We start from the raw sequence: 21,161 nt of genomic DNA, 5'->3' as shown, positions 1-21,161 counted from the left end.
ATAAACTTTTTGCAGCTTATCTAATCGTTTCATACCTCGCGTTTCGGCAAACAAATTGGCGTTGGGTATTTTCCATTTCCTTGTCGATGTGCAATATTCAGGACACTTCCTTAATAAATTTATTAATTGACATAACCTGAAATTTATTCCCATAGTAAGGTACATTTATAAATGGATTTACTTAATGCATCAAAAAAAATTAATTGCCAATGGATTTCTGGTCGTATTAGAGTTTTTTAGTGTTCCTGATTATGCGTTTAATTCAGGTGACCTCCTGAACAAAACTCTAATTTCCCCTTATAGTATTACAAACACTCCCCTTAACCATTTTAATGTTTATGGTAGTCAATGGTTATTCTCAAGTTTTATTCAAAATGATGGGGATATATTAGCGACAGGTCTTACTCCAATTGAGCAAATCTCTGGGCCTGGAGAAGGCGATAACATACTAATAAATAACGGTCGGATTATCGTAACAACCGAGCCTTCTGGGACGGGTTGGTCTGATGTAATTCAAACCAGTGACGATGGTAGTAATATCATTATAAATTCTGGGTTGATGACCACTGGAGGCTCGAATGATGGGGATGGTGCAGCATCTATCATCCAGAGTAGTGTTAGTGGTAATAATATTATCACAAATGAGAGTACTGGAACGATCTCTGGGGGAAAAGGTGGTGGTACCGGAAATGGAGGCAATGGTATCGAAATAAGCACAACAACAGGCAGTTCATCAGTTACAAATGCGGGTGTTATCCGTGCCGGTGATGCGGGAATTGGAGGAACTAATGGTGGAACAGGCATCAGAGGAAATAATCTTAGTGTGGTAAATTCAGGTACTATTGAAGGTGGTTTGGTTGGTTCAGGCCGTGCAAATGCCATCGAGTTTTCTGGTGGAGTTAATGTCCTGGAATTACGTAATGGCTCTAATATACTAGGAAATGTCCAGGCTTTTAGTCTTAGTGATACCTTTATTCTAGGTGGTTCAGAAGACAGTACTTTGAATGTGTCTGCCATAGGGACGCAATATCTGAATTTTGGAGTTTTCGAAAAGCAGGGTTCAAGTATCTGGACACTCGTTGGTACATCAAACACAGTGATGGATTGGAATATCAGAGAAGGTGTTTTAGCTATTTCAGACAATGGGAGCCTTGGGGCTTCGTCCGGCGATTTGCTATTTGATGGCGGTGGATTACAAACGCTTGGGAATGTAGCAACCAGTAGAACTACCTTTGTAAGTGCAAATGGTGCTACCTTCATAACTAATGAAAATACTACCCTGGATCATTCTGGCGTCATTTCGGGAGCGGGTTCTCTGGTGAAAGAGGGCTTAGGTACATTGGTATTACAGGGGATAAATACCTACTTAGGCGGTACTTCGATTGCATCGGGTGTGTTAAGTATTTCTCAAGATGCGAATTTGGGGAATGCCACAGGAGGTCTTGTTTTTAATGGAGGAACTTTGCGTAACACGGGCAATATTTCCAGCAACCGTGCAGTAAGTTTAGATGGCAATGGCACTTTTGAGACTTTGGCTGATTTAACCTTAAATGGAGTTATGGGCGGAGTTGGTTCGCTGCTAAAGAGTGGAAGTAGTGCATTAATACTCAATGGTAAAAACACCTATATTGGTACCACACTTATTAATGAAGGTACCTTGTCTTTGGGAGCTTCTGGAAGTATAGCCTCCAGTGCTGTTGTGAATTTAACCAGTAGTGCTGCTGTTTTGGATATTGGTTCGGGCAGTAATCAAACGATACAGGATTTAATAGGTGTTGCTGGCAGCCAGGCGGATATTGACGGAAGTCTTTCCTTTGGAACGGCAAATTCAACTACCTTTAGTGGAGTATTCCAGGGTACTGGAGAATTAACCAAGCAGGGTGGTGGCACAGTTGTTTTGGCAGGAGATAGTGGCGGCTTTACTGGAAACACTCTCCTTAAAGAAGGAGGATTGCACATCACGGGCAGTTTAGCCAGCAGTAATATAACAGTGGCTTCCGGGGCATTCTTAAGTGGCGGCAATGGGGCAACGATTGGTAAAACGGTGACAGTTAATGGGACACTGATTGGTGTGGGTGGTGAAGTATTAACGATGGAATCGCTGCTATTAGGTAGTAGCAGTACACTGGATGTTACCCTTGGCAGTCCGAGCGGCGATCCATTATTCATAGTAAATAATGACCTGACGCTGGATGGCACCCTAAGTATCAATCAGACTCAAGGCTTTGGTGCGGGCGTGTATCGACTGATGAATTATGGCGGCAGTTTGACGGACAATGGATTAGAAACGAACAACTCCAATTATAAAATACAAACGTCTGTAGCTAATCAAGTAAATCTGGTGAACAGTACCGGTGTAACTTTAAATTTCTGGGATGGCTCAGGCCCATTTAACAATGGCGTGGTAAACGGTGGTACAGGGACCTGGAATTTGACTAATGACAATTGGACTGATAGCAGCGGTACTTTGAATGCACCCTATAAGTCTAATAATGCATTTGCAGTATTTGAAGGAGCAGCCGGTACGATTACTATAGACAATAGTGATGGTCAGGTTAGTGCTACAGGTCTGCAGTTCGCAGTGGATGGATATACGCTAACGGGAGCCTCTCTTTTGCTGACGGAGGCTGCTACAATTCGGGTTGGCGATGGCAGTTTTTTGGGTTCAGCAATGACAGCAACCATTGATGCGGTGCTGGATGGTGTTGATGGCTTAACCAAGACAGACTTGGGTACTTTGGTTTTACAGGGGTTAAACACGTACACAGGCGATACTACGATTGCTTCAGGAGTGTTAAGTATCTCTCAAAATGCCAATTTGGGTAATGCCACTGGAGGTCTTGTTTTTACCGGAGGTACTTTGCGTAACACCGCTACTATTACCAATAGCCGCTCAGTGTCCTTAAATGGGGAGGGCACCTTTGAAACCCAGGCGGATTTAATCTTAAATGGCATCATTAACGGAACTGGGGCGTTGATAAAAACCGGCAGCAGCGCATTGATACTTAATAGCAATAATACATTTACCGGCCACACATTTATCAACGAAGGGACCTTAACTTTGGGGGCTGGTGGGAAAATTGCGTCCAGTGCCGGTGTGAACTTAACCGGTAGTACTGGTGTTTTAGCAATTGGTTCGGGCAGTAATCAATCGATACAGGACTTAGCTGGTGTTGCAGGCAGCCTGGTGAATGTTGACGGTAGCTTGTTGTTTGGTACGGTACATTCCACTGAGTTTGCAGGAGCTTTTCAAGGAACAGGAGAATTAACGAAGCGAGGTTTAGGTGTGTTTGCGCTCACTAGCGACAGCAGTGAATTTGCAGGCTCCATGACGGTCAACGAGGGCGTTCTTAATGTCAATGGCATCCTGGGTGGTGATTTGCTGATAAATCGGGATGGTTCATTAAGGGGAAGTGGAACTGTAGGAGATGTCACAGTAGACGGCACTATTGCTCCTGGCAACTCCATAGGTACTCTGACGGTTAGCGGTAATTATACCCAAACGACGAATTCTGTTTATGAAGTGGAAATTAACTCCCAGGGACAATCCGATTTCATTGATGTAAGCGGTACGGCTAATATTGCTGGTACGGTGGAAGTATTAGGGGCTCCCGGGACTTATGTAGCGAACACCGAGTATACTATATTGCACGCTGATTCTGGAGTGACCGGACAATATGATGTTCTTAATCAGTTAATGCCTTTTCTGGATTTAAACCTAAATTACGACAGCAACAATGTATATTTGGTGGTTTTACGCTCGGCTATTCTTTTTGCTGATTTGGCGAGTACACCCAATGAGATAGCCACGGCTAATGCCGTAGAAAGCCTGGGAGCAGGCAATCAAGTGTATGATGCCATGGCTAATTTGTTAAATGCACAGCAGGTACAACGAGCGCTCAATAGCTTATCTGGAGAAATTTATGCTTCAGCGCTTGGAGCATTTATTGAGGAGAGCAGATATCTGCGTTCTGCGGTATTAAATCATTTGCAGCAAGTATTTGCGGACCGCGGAAGTGTGTTTGTGGATAAGTTTGGCAAACATATAATAGACCCTCAAGATGGTTGGTCATTTTGGAGTGACGGATATGGTTCCTGGGGTGATTTGGAGGGAAATGGCAATGCAGCGACCTTAAACCGTTCTACGGGTGGAGTATTTCTGGGAACCGACGGAATGTTCGGTGAGGCTTTTCGTTTGGGGATCGTGGGTGGATATAGCCATAGTAACTTTAATGTAAATACCAGGAGCTCATCCGCTGTCAGTGAAAATTATTATCTTGGAGCCTATGGCGGTGCCCGCTTCAATAGTTGGGGTATACGTGTGGGAGGTGCGTATGCTTGGGATAATGTTGATATAAATCGCGACGTAATTTTTCCTGGGTTTAGCAATCATCTCATGTCAAACTTCCATGCACACACTGGACAGATTTTTGCTGAAACCGGATATAGTATGAATGTCAAGCGTGTGGAGTTAGAGCCTTTTGTAGGTATCGCCTATGTGAACGTTGATAACGACCGGTGGGCAGAGCGAGGTGGACTTTCGGCTTTGAGAGGTGAGGGAAGTGACCATGTGTTTTACTCCACACTGGGTGCTCGGGAGACGAGTAATTTATATAAGGGAGAACGTTTTACAGTCAGCGAGAACATTCTGTTAGGTTGGCAACATGCCTATAATGGCCTAACTCCCCAAGTTCTGCAGCACTTTGTAAGTGGTGGCATACCTTTTCAAATCAGTGGTGTTCCCATTGCCAAGGATTCGTTGCTAATTGATGCGGGTTTAAATTGGTCAAATCATCCAGGCCATTTGAATTTACGGCTGTCCTACATTGGGCAGTTAAGTGAAAGGGTGCATGATAATGGGATCGCTGGCGTGTTCTCATGGCGTGGCTAAGTCAAAGTACTTTGATAGGCCCGTTCTTAAGCGATTTATATCTCAGCTCCACGTCCCTTCATGAGGGACGTTGCTGAGAAAAAATAGATTTACAGCAGAAAAGTTTATTTATAGCTCATTCTATGAGATGCTTTTTCTACTTCTATTTCCGCTTCTGGTCGACTATTTAACTTGTTCAGTTCACGCTCCAATGATCGAGCCCACTTATAAACCCCATTTGTTGTTTCAATAGCTTGAGGTTTGAAAAAACTATCGGAAACTCCATTTTTTTTGAGCTCAGCCTTTAAATGTTGTATTCCAGCCAATAGACAACGTTTGACACTTTTCGCACAGTTATTTTGTATGAAACAATAACTTTCATTACTCTCTTTTTCCATTGCATTTATAACTGCTAACTCATTAATATGATAGCGTAAACCGCTTTCACTAGTGGGTAGTTGGATTGAATGCTCTGGATGTTTGCCTTCTGTTTTATTTGAATTTAGCAATAAATTTTCTTTTCGGGAAAGAAAATCTGCTCGATTTCGAACGTTTGCTTTTAATAATTCAACAGCAGTCTCATCCATGCCGTTTATTCTTTGATTAAGTTCTTGAATTTGACTCTGAAGCAGTATGATTTCCTTAGCTGTTTGATCTAGTTCTTCTTGACTCGTTTTTAACTGTGCCTGGTAATTAATTTGAGTTTGTTCAATATTTTTTTCAAGAACAACCAAAGCTTGATTGAGTGTTTCATTCTCTTTCTGCAAATCGTTTAACTCTAGAGTTAAACGAAATATTTCAGCGATTGTCTTTGCATCAGGTTTAGTAATTTTATTTAAATAATTTAGTAGCCTAGTAGGAAAAATAGTTTTTTTAGTATTTTTTAATACTTGCGCGGCTATCTCATTCTTTGTTTTCTTTAATGCATCCAGTTCAGTCTGAGAGTGTTCGACAAGTTGATTATATGAAAGAATCAAATTTTGTTGTTTGATTATTAATTGATTGAGTTTTTCTACGGCAGTTCTTCTATTATCTATATCCCCATCAATATTCCAAACTTTAACGGTTGCATCAAGATTAATTCTCTTGGCATCATCGATCTTTTTTTGTTTCTTTCTATAGGCAGGATGTTCAATAGCAAGAGTACGGCTATTACTATCTTCTCTTTTCATATCCGAATCATGATCTGATATCTCTGGTTTTGTGCCTTTAGCTTTCGGAGCAAGATGTAAGAGATTGAAAAAATCCCGAAATAACTCTCCTGAAGAGGGTCTTTCTTCTGGCCAGAAACTATGTGTTACTTGAACGCTTCGAAGCGCTTTACGTTTATAATACCTACCAGATTGACCGACAATGGCCTCAGGAACATAACATAGACTTTTCTTGGCGCATAAGATAGATGATTTATCCTCTAATTTTGCAAATCCTGGAGAGTGTTCATTAAGTTCCATAACAAAATTAGCATGTCCAATATGTTCCCCTTTATCCTCAGAGGCTAATAAAGGGCCAAAAAAACGATTTTTAATTCGTTTGCCCAAAATCTGTGTTGTAGAGAGCCAAACATTTACTTGAATCATACCTTTTTTATACCTTTTTTATTTACATCCTGTACTATTAAATAATCAAAAAACTTGATTGAAAATCAAGTAGCTAAAAAAAATGTTATATTGTATCTTATATTAAACTCTTTGTTTTTCAAGCACTCAGTTCCATCTTTATGTAGAAAAATTTAAATGCATTAAAAACTAAGAACTGTTTATTTTCTAAATGATAAAACGCTAGTACATTGTTCAATGAGATCAATAATAAATAATATAGAGGCTTTGATATCAAGCACATATAAAGGTCCCACAGCCATTTGAAAATGGGACATCTTAAATTTAAAAAGAGCATCCACTCTTGATTTAATAATAATAAATTGAGTAGATTGGTAGATTATTCTGTGCATTGACTTATTATTGCTCTGTAGCAAAAGCTATTTCAACAACGTTGTTAGGATTAAACATCTCTTTAAAATGTTTAAAGCTTTCAAGTCTGGACTGATAGCTTTGATTCTGGGAAAGCAAGTCTAGTCCATACACTGCTATATCTTCGACAATGCGTTCATGTCTGTAATAAGATAAAATTGTTTTATCAACGGTAGTTCGACCATATCCTTCATAAAAATAAGGAATTTCCTGAGATGCATTCCATACATTACCCACGCCACCACCAATAAACATCAAATCACGTTCCTTAGGAGCTAGAATAGGTTCATCCCAATCAATAATATAAATTGCCTCCTCATTAACCACCAATACATTACCCGCATGGATATCAGAATGGCATAATACGTATTCATCGATATCGGGTTGAATTTTTTTAGAAAGTGCTTCTGAGGAATCCACTAAATGTTTAATTGCGTCAATATGCTGATTATAAAAAGATTTGAAGTCAGTAGCAATCATATCATCTGAACTATCCAAGCTCATTTTAGTATAAAAGGATTTGACGATATCGCGCCATTGGGATGAATACATTTCTTTTCTTAAATGTTTTTTAACAGATGGCGGCAAAGGGGTTTCATGAATTTGTCTTAATACTTTCCCCAGCTGACACCACTGTTTTTTTGTTAACTTTTCATCAAATCCATTCGGTGCTTGTATAAATGGATACACAATTATTTTAACATGCTCTATTTGTTGAAATAGTTTTGCTTCGAGTGTTGGCAGAGGTACTATAATTTCTTTTATTCCTGAATCCTGCAAGAGACGGATGATTGACAAATTAATTTCATCGTAATGCCCGTATTTCAGCTTCACAAAATAAGAATTGGTTTCTGAATCCGCTTTATATGCAAACGAATTCATATCCGCTCCACTCTGGATGAGTTGTGCCGAATGAATGAAAATTCCAAAATGAACATTTAAAAGCTCAATGATTTGTTGCTCTTGAAAGTGTTGCTTGAACATAAGCTATTTATTTTTAGTCATAGGGGTTATTCAAGGGACTGTCTCTATAAATCAGGAATAACTCCAGTATCTACAAAGTTTCTGCGGTTCTTTTATATTATTCCAATAAAGGGTAATTTTTCAATTTTCTTTCAATAATTGTTTTTTAAAGTTATCCAATCTCTATCTCTGTTAATTTGATATCTATTGATCAGTCTGTTTAATAATTGTGCTATAATTTCATTCAAGTTGAAGAGAAGCAGTTTCATGCAGGCTGGTTATAATGAAAATTTTAGAAATTTATCGCACTAATGAATGGTTAACTGATAATACCAGACGGCAAAAATTCAGAGAAATGACAAAGAACGATTTTATTGACAGCACAAAAAAAGTGCTGAAAGCAGTTCCTATACTTACTATTGCAGGGGCTGGATTTAGTAAAGGTTTACAGGAAAACTCTATTGGCTTAACGAACCTTAGCTTACATATTTTAAAAGAGGTTCATAACGGAATAGGTTATAGTGGCAAATTTAATGAATGCGAATTTTATGAACCAATTGACCTAACTACACAAAGGTTTCAGAGAGATGCCGCTTCTGATTTAGCATCACCTTTTGTGAAATTATGGCTGGTAACAGACGACGAGGAAGTTAAAGGGCCAGAGATAACCCGGGGTGTTTTGTTCCATAGCCATACCGAAGCAATAAAATTTCAAGAAATGTATCCGAGTTTAGAAGCGTATACTCAATCCTCTTTTTATAAGGCACCCAACCAAATAGTTTGCCTAATTACTGAAAACACACTACCAGTTTTTGATGAGGAGCTAGACAATTTTCTTGCGAATCAAGGAAAATCTTACGGTATTTTAGCAGGAAGACCTGAAATTACTGCAAGGAATTTTAGATTTATACGTTTATATGAAGGACAGCCTGAAAATTTAGTGATAGGTTCTGATGGAAGTAATTTAATAGAAATTGATTTTCCAGAAGCTGTAAGTAAAAAAGACTATAATAAATACTTTCCAAGAACTGCTGAGCAAAGCCGGGTAGAAGACGTTACGCAACTGGTTAATTCTAACTTAAAAATGATTGAAGAAGAGGTCGCTGAGCTTGAGCTGTCTAATGACGAAGAGGAATCTCATCAAAGAAGGGATGAACGGGAAAAAGTAGATGAGCTTAAAAGTACAGAATATTATGAATTTTTAGCTGAAGAATCTGAGACCACTGATTTAACTCAAAATGAAGAATCAGAGCATAAATCAGAGAAAAAAACCCAAAAAAAGAATGACTCTGATGCTGAAAAAGAAGATATTTCCGACGAAATGAATAGGGAACCTACTGCATCAAAAACTTCCAGTGATCTACCCGAGGAGAAAAAAGCTCCCCTAACAAAAAGCTCGAGTCCCTTAGCACGCTCCATGAAAAAAGGGGTCTTTAAGACTTTAGAAAAAGAGGCGGTGGATTCTGATAAGAAGGCTGAATCAGTAGTACAACCTAAGGATACTCCGTAAAATAAAAATAGTGCGAATTGAGTGAAATTCGATCTTTGACCATAATTTATGGTAGAATTGCGGCCTCATTTTGGAGGTTATGCATGCAAGAAAGTTACCTAAAAACTATTGAGCTACCTCGCATTATCCAACTTGCACTACGCGGTAATGCTGAAGCCATTCGAAAGCATCTAGGAGAGCATCCTGAAGACTTATATAGCACCGAACCTAACAATCAAGCAACAGCTTTTCATTTAGCAGCTTATTGCGGACACATAGAAGCTTTAAAATGTTTGCTGCAATTTGGGAACTCAAATGATTTATTGAAAGAAGACAAAGAGAAGAATTCTGTCTTAGATGTAACCCTTGATAGCCGAAGACCGTCTGCAGCTGTTTTCCAATACCTTTTATTTGAAGCTAAAGTTCCTTTTGGTAACAAGACTCTTTTGTTACTAAAGAAGAAATATGAACTTTTTGTTATCAAAATAAAAGAAGCTAACTCAATTGATGAAGCCAATGAACGTATTAAACAATTGGATTCTTTATTAGAACATGCAGGTCATCCTGAATGGGAATTAAGACGTCGAACAGATTTTGCCAAACCACGATTATCAAGTTTAGCGGAACTAACTGCTACACTCGTTAAATCAATGCACTTAGACGAAGCTGCCATCAGCAAACTTCCTAATAAAATCAAGCAACAAATTACTTATACACCCCAAAGTTTGAAATATTTAACTGCATTTGCAGTAAAAAACAAAGTTCCTGGCGGTAGTGAGTTACCAACTGACCAAGTGAATGAAGAATGCTTGGATGCAATAAAAGCAGCCATCAAACTTTAAATCAATTTTGCCTGAATCATAGCCTTCAGCTGTATCTCAGCCCTCATGCTGGAAGACCTCAGATCCTTATTTTATTGGGTCTGAGTTTGGGGTAAAAATATACTACATGTCTATAATTTATATATTAGATATAACAATTTTGAAACTATGAACGAACTGCCTGTGGGACAGGAATGGTTTATCGAAAGCGTGCAGAGTTTAGGATACAGAGGAAATCCAAACGGCATGTGCTTTGGACTTTGCCAAATGGCACACAAGCAGTTCTATTAGGGAGTACGATCTATTTAAAGAACGACTTAAACAAATGGCTGCGATTCCTACAGAATATTTTCCTCAAGAAATGGAGAAAATAAAAGAGGAGAGGGTGGCTATTTCAAAAAGCTAGTTAACGATGTACTCGAGGAAAGAAATCTAGGCAATAATTTCTATCCCATAGATAACTATATAAATAATAATCTAGCTAATGAACAATTTACGAAATTAATACATGCCTTAGCTAGAAGATCGAGCTCGACTTACTATTGATATGTTTTTAGATGTGTTGAATTATATGCAACCCACGCCCACTCCATATTGTTTCAAGGTAAAATGAAGCATCAAATTACTGATGCTGCAGCTTCTTTGTTACTTCCTCCTCAAATACTGGAAGGGGTTCCTTTTGTCCCTGTTTTTAGTGGGTCTTATACCACCTGGGATCTATATAGTTATCTGGGACTACTTCAACAAAAATTGAAAGATTGCAAAAATCCTGTCTCTTTACGCTTAATACCAGCTTCAAATGAAGACAAAGAGAAATTTAATGCCAAAACACTTTCTAAGGCGATAGGATGTGGAAATCTGGAGCTTGTAAAAATATTATTAGAAGCAGGTGTGGATCCTGATTAGACTGATAAACGTATCGGGAAATCTCCTTTGGAGTTTGCAAAATAAGTTAATTCAGCACAAAGTAAAAACCCAGTTTTTCAAGATATTTATGAAACACTGCAAACAAAAGCAGGATATGTTTTGCAAAAGATGGTACCTTCAAAAAGCAGTTAGTATCCATAAAAAAGGCAGAGGTAATGAAGGAATCTCCGCCTATGGAGGCAAACAAAATTAATGTCTATTCGTAGTCAATTTGTTAATTATTAAACAGTGGATGGCAGTAAAAACCTTTAGTTGATTCACTAAAGTAAATATACACTTAGTTTAACTCAAGGGATTACATCACTAAAAAAGCCGTTGTTGTGATCAATAAAATGATAGGAAAATACTATGCTGCTAGAAATCGAAACTGAACGCACCAAATTACGCCTTATAGATGAAAAAGATTTACATCTAGTGGCTGAATTAAATTTAGACCCAGAAGTTAGAAAGTACTTTCCTGAGGGAGTGCAATCGAAGGAGCAAACCAAACTAAGAATTCAACAGTTTATAGGCTTTCATAAAGAATATGGACTTCCTTGTTTTGTTATATTTAATAAAGAATCTAATGAATTTATCGGACGCTGTGGTTTTGGTCCTATAGAGACTGGAGAAATTGAGGTTGGATATTTAATAGCAAAAAAATTTTGGGGCATGAATTATGCTACAGAGGTTTTAAAAGGCCTTCTTAATTGGAGTAAAAAAAATATCAAAACCGATTTTATTATTGCTTTTGCTCCCATAGAACACAAAGCCTCTCATCGTGTAATGGAAAAATGTGGAATGCATTACTATAAAGATGGAATTGGGCATGGTATAGAATGTAAATTTTATCGCATTAAAAACAGTGAATAATACCGTTGTGGGCGAATTGAATTAAGACCTTATTGCTATTAGGTCTGATTATATAGATTAAAGGGACTATTGGATTAAAGAGATTATTTTAGAAATAAGCATGGAAGAGTAGGTTAGAGAAATTTATAAATGGGTATTTCATGTGCTAAAATTATCCAAATTAACAAATAAATTGTAATTTATTACAGAAATTAATATAATTTCATCGTTCCTGCTCTGCTTTAGCATCAGGCATTCGAGGCTACACAAAGGTCCGCCCATTGTAGCTGGCACAACAAAAATGGAGATGATAATCCTTGTTGATGCCACGTTCAAGGCTTCTTCGGAAGCCTTTGTCATTTATGATATACAAAAATATACTGAAATAAATCAAAGAGTTTAGATGACATCGACAAGCCTTATTAATCTAATTCATTTTGAAAAAGTTAATCATTCACATCAAGAGATAATATTTCAATGGCTTGCTGAGCCGCATATGCAAGAATTTTGGGATAATAGCCAAGAACATAAGGATGATATTATCAACTTTATAGATGGGCGTGTTAACCCATCTAACTATTTCGATGGAATTTTTACCTATTGGATTGGCCTGGTCGACAATAATCCTTTTTGCTTTATCCTAACTGCCATCGTTAATAAAGACGATGATCTTCCACCAATATGGCAAGATAATATTTCAATATCAGGGGCAACATACAGTATTGATTTTGGGATTGGTAACCCAACTTATTTGGGTAAAAAATTAGCAGCGCCAACATTAAAATTGTTTACAGAATTTTTTCAAAAAGAAATAGATCCTTCTGCAGATACATTTTTCATTGACCCAGCTGAACATAATCCACGAGCAAAGCATGTTTATGAAAAAGCTGGCTTTAAAATGGCTGGTGATTTCGAAATGGATATTGGTGTTTTTAAAGGAGAGCAAACGCATTTAATGGTAATGAAATTACCAGAGAGATCTAAATAATGCCCTTACTTTATATTATGAATTTAAGGCTTTTTTATAACAAGGGAAAATAAATTCTATGGCATCTCATATTATTGGTATTAGTGGAAACATGGGTGCTGGAAAATCCACACTTACCATGGAGCTTGCGAAAGAGTTACATAGTACTTTTATTAATTGGGATGATTTTGATGAGATTTCCACAGGACCGGAGGATTATGTTGACTGGTATAAACGTGGAGAAAACTATGTCGAGTGGAATTATCAGAAATTGGCAGAAATTCTTGAATCTCTTAAAGTTAAACAACCCATAGCTCATCCAACATTACAAGTCACTCTTAATCCTACAAAATATATTATTTTTGATGCTCCTTTAGGACGATTTCATACGCAGACTGGAGTGTATATTGATACATGGGTTCACCTTGACGTCCCACTCGATGTTTCATTATGTAGATGGTTACTTAGAAATTACAAAGAAACGAATAGAACAAAAAATGAGCTTGTTTCTGAAATCGATTTTTATTTAAACCACTCAAGACCTCTATTTGATGATACGAAATTTAAAGCTGAAGCGGATATACTCATAGATGGAATGCTTTCAACTAAACTACAGGTTAAGATCATTGAAAAATATTTAATGAATGAAAGCCTCTAACAACTGTTAAAAAATTGAAGTCATTCATTTTTTTAAATCGCGCCATAGGCAGAATCAATTAAACGAGTATTCTCAGAATATTAATAATCATAGGGTGCATAGTATTCAATTGTGTCTTCAATTTTTTCTACATTTATGTTGTTCCAGGTGTTTCTTTGAGGTTCCGAAATGTGTGTGCATGTTAAACATGCATTAGCATGAGGACATTTCTGCAGAGTTAGAGGTAAGCACAGTCGATTAGGTATCAGGATGTTTTGCTTTAACCAACGTGCGCCTAGATCGTTAATACAGCCCGTTAGATGCGCGATATTAAAGCAGTTATCTAACGTTGACTACATTAACTACGCTTACCATATTAGGTCTGATTATCAAAATAATCAGACCTAAGGGAACGATATTGCTTTTAATTACCCTAACCCTTTCCTAAACCGTTTAAGGTTTAATAGTTGATTCTTCGTCTAGCTCTCGGTCGTGTTCTTCGTCTCGTTCTTTTTTTAGTGTTTTATTGGCAACAGGATTTTGATAAATATTAAATTTTACCAAGGTTTCTGTGACGGAATTTTCCGAAGGGATAGACAAAACAGTACAAATGAATTCGGTAAGTGTTCTAATAAATCCAGCTACTGCGTTTCTCATTTCTTGAATATTATGAAACCGGTGATGATCTTCATTTCGAATGTATGAAACATCTATGTTTTTAATTGTTTCAAACAAATGCTGTGGGTCTTTATGATGTTTTAGTGCATCTTTCATTAAACTTGATATTTCAAGACACGTATAACCACCATTTTCTATGAGTTTTTCTATAAAACAAGCAACTTCATGTTCATAGGAATCTTGATTAAGGGTTTTTTTCAACTCTTCAAGGCGTAGAATTTTGTCCAGAAGTTTTGCATCAGTACTGGTGCCCGTTGGATCCACCCACATTCCAGTGGTCTTGTTTGTGGCTAAGCATTTAACTGTGAGTAAATGCGTGGGTCCAGAACTATTGTTTTGGTTTTCATAGTACATAACATAATGATTGTTTTTATATAGTTCAAACATAGAATTCTATCCAAAATAAAGGGATGCCAAGTTTATCATAAATACATAAAAATGTTTTTTTTGTAGACAAAATATAAGTATTTATTAGCTTTTTTCCCTAAACAAATAGAAGTTAATGAAAGTTGGCTAAAAGTGCTTGTACTGCTGCTTCACCCATTTTTTCTTGGGGACAAAAATCCATCGCAACTGCAAAACCTATCTCGTTCAATGGCTCGCTCCACAACTCCTCTTTATTTAATAGAGGTTTAATTTTTTTAATCAAAGAGTTAATAAATGCATCATCCATAGATAAAAATTGGTGTTTTTGAGGATTCGTGATTAACATTTTTTTTATAGTGACATGAAGTGCATATTTTAATATGTATACAGCGTATTCCTGAGACTCATTTGTTTCATTCAAATAGATGGTCTGTTCTTGATTGTAAAAATGGGTGAATTGGTAATTTTCAGGATAAAATTCATCTTCAATATGTGCTGTTTGTGGATTATTTTTAATTTCACATCGAAAAAGAAAATACTGTTCACGCTGAGCACGAAGCGTAGAGACTTTAAAACATCCCTGAACAATACTTGGATTCTGTCCCCATATCGCTACCAGAATTAATGTTTCAACATTTATATCGAAATGACTCATTTTAGCGTTCATTGATTGGTACAACCTGTTGTATTTTTCCACTAAATCTTGCCCCCATGGTTAAAACCCCAGGGAATTGTTTGATTATAGGTCTCAATAACGATCTGGCCCAAGGCTTCATCATCGCTAATTGTGCAAAAAATGAGGCTGCATGGATGCGATTGCTAAAGTATTTATACCATTGTTTCGTATAAAACGTACCCGCATCATCGAAATGCTGCCCTCTTCGTATGTTGAGTTTAAATTGAATTAAACAGTGTGCAAGCAACCATGCGGATTGCATGGCCATACTAATTCCCTCGGCCACAATGGGATGAGCTTCACCTGCAATATTACCAACAAAAAAGAAACCATTCTGATAGCACTTACGAATACCAGGTTTAATTGGCCCTGCTGATAGCCAGTTTCCTTCTCGCTCTGCACAACTAAGCACTTCCCTAGCCCCTCGACATTGGTTCAATATATATTGATACACTGTTTCACCTGCTTGTACACCTGGATTTTTTAAACGCAAGTCATGCAAAACATTTCGTCGAATGCAACAAGAAAGTGTGACTCTTTGCATGCTACTATGAACCATGCCGCCGTAGCCACCAGGAAAAGCCAGAAGTGGCATTAAATTTACAGGTAAGCTGGAGTTTCTAAAATGTGCTTTAAATGCAAGGAGATCAGAGGCTTTGTGTATTTTATTCTCTTGTGCATCGATTCTTTTTTCCCATGAACCATTTGCAATAACAACTAAAGAAGCCTTTATCTCGATTGTTTTATCATTTTCTTTTATGGAGCATAGAAACAATCCATCTTTAGAACGTTGTACAGAGAGAGCTTCACATGGTTGCCAAACACAAACCCCTTCCAGTTTAGCTCTATTTACAAGTTCTGTATCAAGATACTCTCGTCCTAGCGCCCGTCCCCATAGATTTCTTGATGCTCCAATGGAAGGCATATTTGCGGTCAAAATAAGATCATCCGCATATAAACCGACTTTTTGTATTTCCGGTCCACAATTTGTTAGATAGAACTCTTCCAAACCAAGTTTTTGTATTAGAGGTAAGCTTGTAACCGATATGAACTCACCACAGACCTTTCTTCGAGGAAATTTTTTCTTTTCGACTAGCCCTACAGACCATCCTGCTTGGGCAAGTAATAATGCAGTAGTTGCACCAGAAGGCCCTCCACCAATGATAAGCACATCCAGAGTCATAAATTTTAATCCATAATTATTTCAGAATAAGAATACTCCACCAAAATGGGAAGTGCCATTTGATTTGATAATTTTTAATACCTGCTTGTTGTAGAAAAAAAACTAACTCCGTTCTGGTAAAACTTTTTTTGATCGATAATAGACCATCATGGGTGATAAGTCGGTTACGAAACAATACTGGGCTGATTATTTTATAAAGGCAATAAGCAAAAAAATTACGATGGAGATCATTAATCACCACAGCTTTATGCGCTGTATCATTTGCTTTTATTAAGAGCGAGACTAATTCTTCATCATTCAGATGGTGGCATACCAAATTAAGTAAAATGATATCTACACGAGTATTGATTTCGAGCTCAGGTTTTAATTGGATTTGAAACTTAACTTGCGCATCTCCATTTTTTTGTTCCCATTTAATTAATTCTTCTTTTGCAAGTTTAATCGCATCATGTGAGATATCTAATCCTATTAGACGCATTTTAGGAAAGTATTTAGCAAGATTAATTAAAAATAAGCCGCCTCCACATCCCACATCAGTCAATATAGAACTGGAAGGAAATTGATGCAATAAATGGACTGTATTTTTAAACATTCCCATTAATTTATTGATTTTAAATAATTTTTTTAAGGATTGTTCGTATTCTTGAGGCGTATAAAAATCCTGTCCAAGATCGATGAGTTCCTTTTCATGTGATCGTACTTTCAATCGGGCCATTTCATTTTAAAGAGGGAAATTTTAATTCTGCATCGTATATTTGAATATTGCAATAATGATTTGTGCTATAAACTTATAAGCTATAACATACTGGCTTTCGAGGATGTTTGCAAAAAAAAGGGAAAAAATGCCATCAAAAATTACCGCAATTGGAATAGCCACCCCGCCTTTTAAACGAACACAAGATGAGATTGCGGATCTTATTTCCGTGGGTTTTCATCTCAATGAAGCACAAAAAAAGGTGCTAAAAAAAATTTATAAATCATCAGGAATTGAGACTAGATATAGTGTATTAACCGATTATTGCAAACAGCCAGGGGAATTTGAATTTTTTCCTAATACACCAAAAGAAAATTTTCCATCAACCTTAAAGCGAATGAATTTGTATAAGGATAATGCACTAAATTTAGCTATAGTTTCCATTGAGAATTGCTTAAATAGCATAGAGTTTGATAGAAAAAAGATTACACATTTAATTACAGTCAGCTGTACGGGTATGTATGCTCCTGGAATTGACATTGAAATTATACAGAAACTTGAGTTAACTTCATCGGTAAAACGTACTGCGATCAATTTTATGGGGTGTTATGGGGCGTTTAATGGTTTAAAAGTCGCAAATGCATTTTGTCAAACTGAACCTGATGCCAATGTACTTTTAGTTTGTGTTGAACTTTGTACAATACACTTTCAAAATACCTTTAAAATAGAGAATATCGTTTCAAATGCAATTTTTGCTGATGGAGCTGCAACCGCTTTGATTCAGGGAGAAGCTCATTCAAACAAATGTTTGAGTATAGAGTCCTTTTATTGTGATTTAGTTCCTCAAACAAGCCAGGACATGGCATGGACAATCACAGATTATGGATTTGATATTATACTGAGTTCTTATGTGCCCGAAGCAATTGAGTCAGGAATTTTTCTGTTTGTTGAAAAATTATTAACACAGTCTAATTATTCGTTTGCGGACATCAATTATTATGCCATTCACCCAGGCGGTATTAAAATTCTTCAGGCATGTGAAAAAGCATTAAAAATTTCCAGTCAAGACAACCAACATTCCTACGATATATTAAGAAATTATGGGAATATGTCCTCAGCAACCATATTATTCGTTTTAAAAAATATTTGGGATAAATTGAATAGCAAAGATATGGAAAAGCATATTTTTAGTTGTGCTTTTGGGCCTGGTTTAACCTTAGAATCCATGATCCTCAAAATACAGCATAATTAGATTTACATTCTTAATTGACAGAGTTTTATTGATTTAATCCTATTTATTATGAGGAGCTTAGGATCCCATCCTACTAATCGCTTCATCATCCAATCAAAAACGATAAGGGGCTTTTCCAATGTCAGAGAAAAAATTATTTAATCTTTTTATTATATTCTATTTTCTAACCTATCATCTTATAGGTTTTACTGCCTCAAATAGCATTCAATTGTTTTACTCAAATAATAATCGAATCCTTGATCTTGAAAAAGCGTACCAACGTTTAGTCGGCAAAGAGCAGCATCAGCTTAACCAAAGTGCTATTCGTGTATTACAAAAAAAGCATATGGAAGTAGGCGAATTTAAAAACGCTCTGGGTGCTTATACAATGCAAGAATCGCAACGGTTCACAGCGGAGAACTCAGAGATTTTTTATGTTTCGCCCTTACAGAAATTATCTCGAAAAGAAACGTTCTTTATCGCGTCTCTCTTGGCAAAACAACTGAATCAAGAGAGTGTTGCGATTTTTATTCCGACTCCGACAAATTCAATTGCTCATATTAAATTAGTTTTTAAATACAATAAATTTATTCTTACTGACCTAATATCATTAATTCATAAACTCCCTACTCCCTTTAGACATGCGTTTACACTTAATTTAAAAAATAGATACTCTGAGTTTAACTCAGTAGAAGTGGCTTCAATAGAATGGCTTGGAAGTGATCTCAATTGTTCAGAGCTTAAAGCGCTCTTTCCTTTTGATGAAGTTATCTCTCATCGTGGCGAAGCCTACCTAGTTTTTAATAATGGAACTTATCGGAAATTGTAATTATACAATAGAGCTAGTGTATTTAACGAGCGTCAGTTTCTAGCCCTTATAGTAGTGTCTAGGACAATTTTATCTATCCTTTTAAAGACTTACCGTTACCTTCATACAACTGTAAATCGCAATCTGGACGAATATATGTTTTATAATTTTGATATTCGTCAGAAAAATCTTCTCTTTGCAGGTTATTCTTAAAATATTTAATGGCATCAGGATCACCAAAATGCACCGAAAGATCCAGCCAGTCAAAGCCAGCACTCCAGTCACATTCCAACTCGGGAAATTCTACCTCAATATCATCATCTATTTCTTGTTTTAATGTTAGAAGATCTGCAAAAGAGACAAGAGCTAATTCTAATTGGGCACTACTATAACGTTGTTGACCACAATCCGAAACAATTCGCTTTGCTAGAAGTAAAGTATCTTGCATGTATTCTTGAAAGGAAATTTTTCTTTTAGAGGGCTTAAAAAATCGTTTCATATTTTAATTGAAAAAAAGAAGCAATTATGTTCAATATCATTTCACATGTAAATGTTTTTGGAAATTAACATGCTCCATTTCAACTTCCTAGTTATGCTGGTAAGCATTGTTTGGATGCTATCGGTACCTGAGTGAGATAATACTTATTTGATTGATCAAACAAATTGGAACAGAATGGATAACTTATTGTTATGGGAAGATATATATGGAAAAAAAAGTATGCGTTATTGTTGGGGTTGGGCCTGGGAACGGTGCTGCGGTTGCTTCGCGTTTTGCTAAAGAAGGATACCATTTGGCTTTACTCGCTCGCTCAAAAAAGTTCGCTTATGAGCTTGCAAATGAACTAGGTAATGCACATGCCTATGAATGTGATGTCAGTCAGAATGATTCGATACAAAAAACTTTTACTCAAATTCATCAGGATTTGGGTACAATCGATGTGGTTGTCTACAATGCTGGCTCTGGGGTATGGGGTAATATAGAAGAAATTAAACCCAAAGATTTTGAAGCAAGTTGGCGCGTTAATGCATTAGGGTTAATGCTTGTAAGCCAGTGCGTAATCCCTGAAATGAAACAAAATGGTCAGGGAAAACTTATCATAATAGGTGCGACAGCCTCAAAACGAGGAGGTATTAATACTGCAGTATTTGCCCCAGCAAAAGCAGCCCAACGAAGTCTTGCTGAATCAATGGCTAAATACTTAGGTCCTATGGGTATTCACGTCGGTTTGGTTCTTATTGATGGAATTGTGGATTTACCAAAAACCAGGGAATTTATGCCTGATAAACCGGATAGTTTCTTCGTAAAACCAGATGATGTAGCCGATACGGTATTTTGGTTAACGCAACAAGCACCATCTACATGGTCATTTGAAGTGGAAGTTCGCCCTTTTGGGGAAGCTTGGTAATCTATTAAAAGGTTAGTTGCAAAGCACTCTAACCTTTTATCAATTTTTTTTCATTTTGTTTGTTGTTGGTTATAAAATTGAATCAGACGAATTAGAGCAGTTAAAGTTACAAGAACGGTGAATAAAGAAGCAAGAGAGATAAACGCGCGCGGCCATATTATCATCGCAATAAAAAAGGCAAATGCTTCAGCACGCTCCATAAGTCCAGGACTATAATGAAAGCTTTTTTGAGACTGGTTTTCTGAAAAAATACCTACCACAAGAAAACTGGTAATGCACAAAAGCATGCTTCCCAACATCAACAAACACCAAAACCCACGATCTACAGGTGAGACATACCATAAAGCTAAAACAACGATGAATTCCACTAATCGATCGATCATAATATCTAATACAGAGCCCCAGTTGGATGTATGATGATTAAAACGTGCTAAGGTTCCATCTAAAGTGTCACAATAACCCGATAAAAGCAGTAAGCCAATTGCTAAAATTTCTTGATGAACGATTAAGGCTGGAAAAATAAGAATACCTAAGATTCCAGATAACAAAGTAACCTGATTAGGGGTTATGAAACGATGCAAATGAGTGACCACTGGATTAACCAATACTTGTTGATAATATTCTCTTAAATGTTGTTCTATCATAGA

General features: G+C 36.9%; 18 protein-coding genes. 10 read left to right on the top strand and 8 right to left on the bottom strand.

Annotated elements, in window-relative coordinates:
- Positions 1 to 184: 184 nt before the first annotated feature.
- Positions 185 to 4,891 (top strand): autotransporter domain-containing protein, encoded by a 4,707-nt coding sequence (locus tag ACWTE2_RS18005; RefSeq protein ID WP_454783745.1) that lies wholly within the window; start codon positions 185 to 187, stop codon positions 4,889 to 4,891.
- Positions 4,892 to 4,995: 104 nt separating this feature from the next.
- Here the strand turns inward: ACWTE2_RS18005 and ACWTE2_RS18000 are convergent, their stop codons facing one another.
- The gene (locus ACWTE2_RS18000) at positions 4,996 to 6,447 is read right to left on the bottom strand and encodes a coiled-coil domain-containing protein (RefSeq protein ID WP_454783744.1); all 1,452 of its coding nucleotides are present in this window, start codon (positions 6,445 to 6,447) and stop codon (positions 4,996 to 4,998) included.
- A 378-nt stretch (positions 6,448 to 6,825) separates the two neighbouring features.
- Entirely contained in the window at positions 6,826 to 7,821 is a 996-nt protein-coding gene (locus ACWTE2_RS17995; RefSeq protein ID WP_454783742.1) for a phosphotransferase, read from the bottom strand.
- Positions 7,822 to 8,083: 262 nt separating this feature from the next.
- Here ACWTE2_RS17995 and ACWTE2_RS17990 point away from each other — a divergent pair, with 262 nt between their 5' ends.
- The 6 genes from ACWTE2_RS17990 to ACWTE2_RS17965 all read left to right on the top strand — a co-directional run bounded on the left by ACWTE2_RS17990 (position 8,084) and on the right by ACWTE2_RS17965 (position 13,493).
- Positions 8,084 to 9,310: a hypothetical protein gene (locus ACWTE2_RS17990; protein ID WP_454783741.1), complete on the top strand. Its 1,227-nt coding sequence runs from the start codon at positions 8,084 to 8,086 to the stop codon at positions 9,308 to 9,310.
- A gap of 83 nt (positions 9,311 to 9,393) precedes the next feature.
- Positions 9,394 to 10,131, top strand: a complete 738-nt coding sequence (locus ACWTE2_RS17985; protein ID WP_454783740.1) for an ankyrin repeat domain-containing protein — start codon at positions 9,394 to 9,396, stop codon at positions 10,129 to 10,131.
- A 588-nt stretch (positions 10,132 to 10,719) separates the two neighbouring features.
- Positions 10,720 to 11,016, top strand: a complete 297-nt coding sequence (locus tag ACWTE2_RS17980; protein WP_454783739.1) for an ankyrin repeat domain-containing protein — start codon at positions 10,720 to 10,722, stop codon at positions 11,014 to 11,016.
- A gap of 369 nt (positions 11,017 to 11,385) precedes the next feature.
- A complete protein-coding gene (locus ACWTE2_RS17975) occupies positions 11,386 to 11,889 on the top strand; it encodes a GNAT family N-acetyltransferase (protein WP_454783738.1) in 504 nt (167 codons plus the stop codon).
- 382 nt (positions 11,890 to 12,271) lie between these two features.
- Positions 12,272 to 12,856, top strand: a complete 585-nt coding sequence (locus tag ACWTE2_RS17970; RefSeq protein ID WP_454783737.1) for a GNAT family N-acetyltransferase — start codon at positions 12,272 to 12,274, stop codon at positions 12,854 to 12,856.
- A gap of 58 nt (positions 12,857 to 12,914) precedes the next feature.
- Positions 12,915 to 13,493, top strand: a complete 579-nt coding sequence (locus ACWTE2_RS17965; RefSeq protein ID WP_454783736.1) for an AAA family ATPase — start codon at positions 12,915 to 12,917, stop codon at positions 13,491 to 13,493.
- A gap of 432 nt (positions 13,494 to 13,925) precedes the next feature.
- Here ACWTE2_RS17965 and ACWTE2_RS17960 read toward each other — a convergent pair whose 3' ends face one another.
- The 4 genes from ACWTE2_RS17960 to ACWTE2_RS17945 form a co-directional block, all read right to left on the bottom strand.
- Positions 13,926 to 14,537 carry a hypothetical protein gene (locus tag ACWTE2_RS17960; RefSeq protein ID WP_454783735.1) on the bottom strand — a complete coding sequence of 204 codons (612 nt, stop codon included), beginning with the start codon at positions 14,535 to 14,537 and terminating at the stop codon, positions 13,926 to 13,928.
- A gap of 112 nt (positions 14,538 to 14,649) precedes the next feature.
- Positions 14,650 to 15,171, bottom strand: a complete 522-nt coding sequence (locus ACWTE2_RS17955; RefSeq protein ID WP_454783734.1) for a hypothetical protein — start codon at positions 15,169 to 15,171, stop codon at positions 14,650 to 14,652.
- A 1-nt stretch (position 15,172) separates the two neighbouring features.
- Complete coding sequence (locus ACWTE2_RS17950) at positions 15,173 to 16,375, bottom strand: NAD(P)/FAD-dependent oxidoreductase (RefSeq protein WP_454783733.1); 1,203 nt, start codon at positions 16,373 to 16,375, stop codon at positions 15,173 to 15,175.
- Positions 16,376 to 16,391: 16 nt separating this feature from the next.
- On the bottom strand, positions 16,392 to 17,090 hold the full coding sequence (locus ACWTE2_RS17945) for a methyltransferase (RefSeq protein WP_454783732.1): 699 nt from the start codon (positions 17,088 to 17,090) through the stop codon (positions 16,392 to 16,394).
- A 103-nt stretch (positions 17,091 to 17,193) separates the two neighbouring features.
- Between ACWTE2_RS17945 and ACWTE2_RS17940 the strand changes: the two genes are divergently transcribed.
- A complete protein-coding gene (locus ACWTE2_RS17940; RefSeq protein ID WP_454783731.1) occupies positions 17,194 to 18,321 on the top strand; it encodes a type III polyketide synthase in 1,128 nt (375 codons plus the stop codon).
- 118 nt (positions 18,322 to 18,439) lie between these two features.
- Positions 18,440 to 19,129, top strand: coding sequence for a hypothetical protein (locus ACWTE2_RS17935; RefSeq protein WP_454783730.1), 690 nt, complete (start codon positions 18,440 to 18,442; stop codon positions 19,127 to 19,129).
- A 73-nt stretch (positions 19,130 to 19,202) separates the two neighbouring features.
- Here the strand turns inward: ACWTE2_RS17935 and ACWTE2_RS17930 are convergent, their stop codons facing one another.
- Positions 19,203 to 19,607, bottom strand: coding sequence for a hypothetical protein (locus ACWTE2_RS17930; RefSeq protein WP_454783729.1), 405 nt, complete (start codon positions 19,605 to 19,607; stop codon positions 19,203 to 19,205).
- 205 nt (positions 19,608 to 19,812) lie between these two features.
- Between ACWTE2_RS17930 and ACWTE2_RS17925 the strand changes: the two genes are divergently transcribed.
- Positions 19,813 to 20,514, top strand: coding sequence for an SDR family NAD(P)-dependent oxidoreductase (locus ACWTE2_RS17925; RefSeq protein WP_454783728.1), 702 nt, complete (start codon positions 19,813 to 19,815; stop codon positions 20,512 to 20,514).
- Between the two features lie 50 nt (positions 20,515 to 20,564).
- On the opposite strand, the gene ACWTE2_RS17920 is transcribed toward ACWTE2_RS17925, so the two are convergent.
- Complete coding sequence (locus ACWTE2_RS17920) at positions 20,565 to 21,158, bottom strand: CDP-alcohol phosphatidyltransferase family protein (protein ID WP_454783727.1); 594 nt, start codon at positions 21,156 to 21,158, stop codon at positions 20,565 to 20,567.
- Positions 21,159 to 21,161: the final 3 nt, after the last annotated feature.

The sequence above is a fragment of the Legionella nigrisilvae genome (assembly GCF_977063395.2).
The sequence above is the reverse complement of the archived record's forward strand: the minus strand, read 5'-3'. Positions and strand labels throughout refer to the sequence as shown.

Bases quoted from the DNA above. Each gene is read 5' to 3' on its own strand.
- ACWTE2_RS17945 (WP_454783732.1), bottom strand. From the start codon at position 17,090: ATGGCCCGATTGAAAGTACGATCACATGAAAAGGAACTCATCGATCTT.
- ACWTE2_RS17955 (WP_454783734.1), bottom strand. From the start codon at position 15,171: ATGAGTCATTTCGATATAAATGTTGAAACATTAATTCTGGTAGCGATA.
- ACWTE2_RS17995 (WP_454783742.1), bottom strand. From the start codon at position 7,821: ATGTTCAAGCAACACTTTCAAGAGCAACAAATCATTGAGCTTTTAAAT.
- ACWTE2_RS17980 (WP_454783739.1), top strand. From the start codon at position 10,720: ATGAAGCATCAAATTACTGATGCTGCAGCTTCTTTGTTACTTCCTCCT.
- ACWTE2_RS17930 (WP_454783729.1), bottom strand. From the start codon at position 19,607: ATGAAACGATTTTTTAAGCCCTCTAAAAGAAAAATTTCCTTTCAAGAA.
- ACWTE2_RS17985 (WP_454783740.1), top strand. From the start codon at position 9,394: ATGCAAGAAAGTTACCTAAAAACTATTGAGCTACCTCGCATTATCCAA.
- ACWTE2_RS17975 (WP_454783738.1), top strand. From the start codon at position 11,386: ATGCTGCTAGAAATCGAAACTGAACGCACCAAATTACGCCTTATAGAT.
- ACWTE2_RS17960 (WP_454783735.1), bottom strand. From the start codon at position 14,537: ATGTTTGAACTATATAAAAACAATCATTATGTTATGTACTATGAAAAC.
- ACWTE2_RS17970 (WP_454783737.1), top strand. From the start codon at position 12,272: ATGACATCGACAAGCCTTATTAATCTAATTCATTTTGAAAAAGTTAAT.
- ACWTE2_RS17990 (WP_454783741.1), top strand. From the start codon at position 8,084: ATGAAAATTTTAGAAATTTATCGCACTAATGAATGGTTAACTGATAAT.
- ACWTE2_RS17935 (WP_454783730.1), top strand. From the start codon at position 18,440: ATGTCAGAGAAAAAATTATTTAATCTTTTTATTATATTCTATTTTCTA.
- ACWTE2_RS17965 (WP_454783736.1), top strand. From the start codon at position 12,915: ATGGCATCTCATATTATTGGTATTAGTGGAAACATGGGTGCTGGAAAA.
- ACWTE2_RS17940 (WP_454783731.1), top strand. From the start codon at position 17,194: ATGTTTGCAAAAAAAAGGGAAAAAATGCCATCAAAAATTACCGCAATT.
- ACWTE2_RS18000 (WP_454783744.1), bottom strand. From the start codon at position 6,447: ATGATTCAAGTAAATGTTTGGCTCTCTACAACACAGATTTTGGGCAAA.
- ACWTE2_RS17925 (WP_454783728.1), top strand. From the start codon at position 19,813: ATGGAAAAAAAAGTATGCGTTATTGTTGGGGTTGGGCCTGGGAACGGT.
- ACWTE2_RS17920 (WP_454783727.1), bottom strand. From the start codon at position 21,158: ATGATAGAACAACATTTAAGAGAATATTATCAACAAGTATTGGTTAAT.
- ACWTE2_RS17950 (WP_454783733.1), bottom strand. From the start codon at position 16,375: ATGACTCTGGATGTGCTTATCATTGGTGGAGGGCCTTCTGGTGCAACT.
- ACWTE2_RS18005 (WP_454783745.1), top strand. From the start codon at position 185: ATGCATCAAAAAAAATTAATTGCCAATGGATTTCTGGTCGTATTAGAG.